General features: G+C 47.3%; 6 protein-coding genes. 5 read left to right on the plus strand and 1 reads right to left on the minus strand.

Annotated elements, in window-relative coordinates; all coding sequences use genetic code 11:
- The first annotated feature begins 124 nt into the window (after positions 1-124).
- Positions 125-1,894, plus strand: coding sequence for a portal protein (locus EAO38_RS08225; protein ID WP_121022808.1), 1,770 nt, complete (start codon positions 125-127; stop codon positions 1,892-1,894).
- Here the strand turns inward: EAO38_RS08225 and vapD are convergent.
- Positions 1,891-2,172: an endoribonuclease VapD gene (vapD, locus tag EAO38_RS08230; RefSeq protein ID WP_121022811.1), complete on the minus strand. Its 282-nt coding sequence runs from the start codon at positions 2,170-2,172 to the stop codon at positions 1,891-1,893. The two genes, EAO38_RS08225 and vapD, sit on opposite strands and share 4 nt — an antisense overlap.
- Before the next feature lie 139 nt (positions 2,173-2,311).
- Between vapD and EAO38_RS08235 the strand changes: the two genes are divergently transcribed.
- Genes EAO38_RS08235 through EAO38_RS09030 form a run of 4 tightly spaced genes read left to right on the plus strand, consistent with a single transcriptional unit; the run spans position 2,312 to position 4,268 of the window.
- A complete protein-coding gene (locus EAO38_RS08235) occupies positions 2,312-2,536 on the plus strand; it encodes a hypothetical protein (RefSeq protein WP_121022813.1) in 225 nt (74 codons plus the stop codon).
- Positions 2,536-2,766, plus strand: a complete 231-nt coding sequence (locus EAO38_RS08240) for a hypothetical protein (protein ID WP_121022815.1) — start codon at positions 2,536-2,538, stop codon at positions 2,764-2,766. Before EAO38_RS08235 ends, EAO38_RS08240 begins: the two co-directional genes overlap by 1 nt.
- Positions 2,767-3,402, plus strand: coding sequence for a hypothetical protein (locus EAO38_RS08245; protein ID WP_121022817.1), 636 nt, complete (start codon positions 2,767-2,769; stop codon positions 3,400-3,402).
- Positions 3,402-4,268 carry a hypothetical protein gene (locus EAO38_RS09030; protein WP_205588386.1) on the plus strand — a complete coding sequence of 289 codons (867 nt, stop codon included), beginning with the start codon at positions 3,402-3,404 and terminating at the stop codon, positions 4,266-4,268. The genes EAO38_RS08245 and EAO38_RS09030 overlap by 1 nt, the downstream gene beginning before the upstream one ends.
- The last annotated feature ends 48 nt before the right edge of the window (positions 4,269-4,316 follow it).

A 4,316-nucleotide genomic window follows, 5' to 3' on the forward strand; every position in this document is an offset into this window, starting at 1 on the left:
CGGCCTCTTTTCCCCCTCTTTGAGGCCTTTAACCCTTGAAAGCTTTTTAGAATTGTACTAGTATGGCACTTGCGCACGGCGGCGCGCAGTCGGGTCTAACCCGGCGCTAAAAGAAAGAGTCATCATGTTAGATTTTGAATTGTTAAAACAGGGTTTTAAGCAGGATTTAGAAGCCAGCAGATCAAGCATTGAGGAGTTCAAGCAGTCCATGGCCTATTACCATGGCAACCAGTTACCCCCCGATGTGCTACACATCATTGAGCAACGTGGGCAGACACCCATAGTGGAAAATATTTATAAAATGCTGGTGAATAAGATTTTAGGCTATAAAATACAGAGCATTCAAGAAGTGCGCCTAAGCCCCCGTCAAGAAGAAGACAAGCCTCTAGCGGACTTGTTGAATGACTTGTTAAAATATTTTAACCAAAAGCGCAACTATGATAAGGAGATGATCAAGAGGGATAAGGACTTGATCATGGGGGGATTGGGGGTGGTAGAATTATGGGCTTTGAGCGATGCAGAGGGGAATGTGGACATAGAATTAAAGACCTTGAATCCCCAAAGTTTCCTCATTGATTATTTTAGTACGGATTCTAACGCCCTAGATGCGCGCAGGTTTCATAAGATGCTCTGGATGGATAGGCCTAGCATTGAAGCCATCTTACCCGGGGTGGAAGTGGTGTATAAGCATTCTAGCCATCAAGAACGCCTAGCTTTGATCATAGAGAGTTGGGTGAAAGAGTTGTTGGGCAATACTTGGGTGTGGAATCGCTATTTGTGGAGCGAAGTGGGGGGAATCTACAAATTTGAGGCAAAGCCCTTTAAAAATGGGCTACACCCCTTTGTGGTGGCCAAGTTTTACACAGACGAGCATAACCATTACTACGGGCTTTTTAGGGATATTAAACCCATGCAGGACTATATCAATTATGCGGAGAATCGCATGGGGAATATGATGGGCTCTTTTAAGGCCATGTTTGAAGAGGACAGCGTGCTCAACATTGATGAGTTTGTGGAGCAAATGAGTTTAGATAATGCCATTGTGAAAGTCAGACCGGGGGCTTTAAAAGATAGTAAAGTGCAATTCTTAAACAACCAAGCCGATATAGCAGCCCTTAGCCAGAAGGCCGAGCAAAAGCGCCAATTATTAAAGGTGTTAGCCGGCTTGAATGACGAAAGTCTGGGCATGGCCAGTAACCGCCAAAGCGGGGTAGCCATCGCCCAGCGCAAAGAGAGCGGGCTGATGGGCCTACAAACCTTTTTAAAAGCCAGCGATGACATGGACAGGCTTATCTACGAATTGGCCGTCTCTCTGATTAGCCATTATTTCACTAAAAAGCAGGTGTTTAGAATTGTGGACCCTAAAGTGGGCGATCGCTACTTCTCCATCAATGATGGAGAGCACAACGCCATCAAACCCTGTAAATTTGACTTGATTTATAAAACGCAACTCAAGACAGAGAGCAAGGACGAACGTTTTAGCCATTGGAACGAACTGCTCAAAGTGGTTAGCCCCATTAGGCCCGATCTAGTGCCTATGTTATTGCCCTTGATTTTGAAGGATATGGACAGCCCCATTATGGCTGATGTGATGGAGGTCATTTCCCAAGCCCAAGCCCAGCAAGAACAACAAGCCCAAGAGCAAGCCCCCTATAACCAACAGATGCAGGCTTTGGAGTTGCAAAAAATCCAAGCCCAGATCATGGAGTTACAGGCCAAGGCGCAGAAATATAGCCAACAGGGCGCGTTAGTAGAGGCGCACACCACTAGTGAGGAAATCTCTCAGGCCCAAGCCAAAGAGCAGGCTCAAGGGGCTAGCCCCACACAGGGGGCTAAGAAATTAAAGGGCTCAGAGTGGCAAAAATACCCTAGCGCGCACCATTTGGAGGTTTAGCCCCGCACAATGTCAGTGAAGTCGCTAAAATCTTCTACTTTAAAAGCACGGATGTCGCGCACACTCTTTTTAAACCATTCAATGCTAGAGAGTTTGGCAATGGCCTTATAGATCAGGGCTAGGGCGTTGTGCTCCGGGCTGATGTATAAGGAGCCTTGAGTCCATTTAAACCCCAAGGCCTCTAATTCTTGACGCACATCATCATAGGCCTTATTATAAGGCGTGCCGTACTCTTGTTTGAGATTCTCAATTTTTAAATCAAAGGCTAGGGCGTACATCGGTCTCTCCTTTGTTGTACTTAAGTTGAAAGGGCGCGTTTTCACCCAATTTAACACAGATATTATAACGCATCGCGCTTTTTTAACCCTTGATTCACGCGGGGGTTTTTGGGTTTAATCCTTAAAAAAGGAGAACAGAATGTATAAAAAGTATTTGGTCTTTGATTTGCCTAAAGTGCATGCGGATTTTGACTCGTTAGCGTCTTTGGGGCGGCATTTTAACATTCCTTATAGCTATTTGATGGGCCGTGTGCGTTACCAACAGCGTCTAGCCCATGGCTTTAAAAGCCGCGCATGCAGAGCCCACATGCAGGCTTTAGTGGAAGCAGGGTACGTGCGCGTCTTAGATTCTTTGCAAGCATGATGAACCCTAACCCCCATCTTATTTTTGAACACGCGCGCATCTTAAAGGACTTTGGGGATGTAAAGGCCTTTGGGGCGGCCTATGGCCTATCTAAAAGCACGATGGAATACCGCTTTTACAACCCCTATTTTAGCCCCGTGCACTTGCGCCCACAGGTGGCAAAAGCCCTTAAAAAGATGCAAAAAGATGGCTATGTGCGCATTGTCGGACTAGAAACACAAGGAGACTAGATGGAACTCACCCCAGAAGAACAAGCCGCCCTAGAGGCCCATGAGCAACACATCTTAGAATTGGCCTCTAACCCACAAGAATGCGATTTAGGATGTTGCCAAGCTGATCTTTACTACGCCCTGATCCAAGACAACCAGATCGCCGACATTTTCAAGGGGGAGAGTTTGCCCCAATTCAACCCTAAGGACATCCAGCTCATCGCTTTACCCCAAGGCCAAGAGCGCCACTATAAAATCGGGGGTAGAGTGCAGGAGGGGAAGCTAGTCCCCATGAGTTTAGAGGAAGCCAAAGCCACCCAACTAGCTTATATTAATTTGGCTTTTGAAGCGGCTTTTAACGCCGCGCAGAGCGAACATGTCCCCCTTGAGGAATCTATGAGCTATGAGCTGCAATACCAAGAAGCCCAGCTTTTCAACACAGACCCTAGCAAACCCACGCCCTTTTTAGACGCGCTAGCTTTGGCTAGGAAGGAAACAAAGAGCGCGCTGGCGGCTAAGATTTTGAGCAAGCACCAAGCCTATTTTTCTAAATTGGCCACCTTGATGGGCTATACCCAAACTTTGCGCAACAACCTTGCCAAGGCTCAAGACTTGCAAGAAGTCTTTCAAGTGGAATTTAAAAACCCCCTTGAATAATGCCTTTAATTTGGGACAGAAGCGACCCCAAGTATAAGAATTGGGCTAGGGAGAAATACCAAGCCCATTTAAAAGAATACACCCGCATTAGAGATCAATACCGCCTAGACATTGAAGATTGGGTTTTAGACAACCAAGCTCTAAAATACGCCATAGCCGAGGCCGACTCGCATTTTCAGGTTTTCAGCGATGCGTTTAAGGGGGGGAATTTATTGGCCTTTATTGGGGCCCTTTTGCAGGCGATCGGAGGGGTGGTCATGGGGGCTATTGTTAGCGTGTTCTCTTTGGGGCTAGCTAGCCCAGCAGGGGTGGCCTTAATGACCACATCCATCATCGGGGCGATCGCCACGATCGCAGGGACGATCACCAGCAGTATCATAAGCGATTATGCTTCTAGCGCGCAGGGCTTTAATGTCCAGCTAGAGGGCGCGCTCAAAGAGTCCACAAGCCTATCCCAACACTCTCAAAGCACTTTAGAACACTCTATTGCCCATGATCTGATTTTTAACGCCTATGCGATCTTCCCTGAGGGGGTGATCTACAAAGATGAAAACCCCGGAGGGCTAGGCTATCGTGCCGGGCTGGAGGCCCCAAATTGCATGAAGGGCATCAATGGGACCAAGGGCCCTAATTTCTTTGCCGAACAGATCAACAACACCCAACACCGCTTTAAGGCCGGGAACACCCATTACGACCCGCTCCATTTGCCTTTTCCTTTGGCTAAGGCCCAGCAGGATTATAAAATGCACAAAGAGATCGCCCAACAGGCAATCAAGCAGAGAATGCTCAGCATCCAGCAGGGTTTTAGTGAGCTCATTAAAGAAGGGTTTGGGGCTTTTGACACGCACTCTCCAAAGGCTTTTTAACCACCACCAAAAAAAGCACATCAATACGCGGATCGCCCAACTCAATAG

The organism is Helicobacter vulpis (assembly GCF_003660395.1).
In the GTDB taxonomy this organism is placed as follows: domain Bacteria; phylum Campylobacterota; class Campylobacteria; order Campylobacterales; family Helicobacteraceae; genus Helicobacter; species Helicobacter vulpis.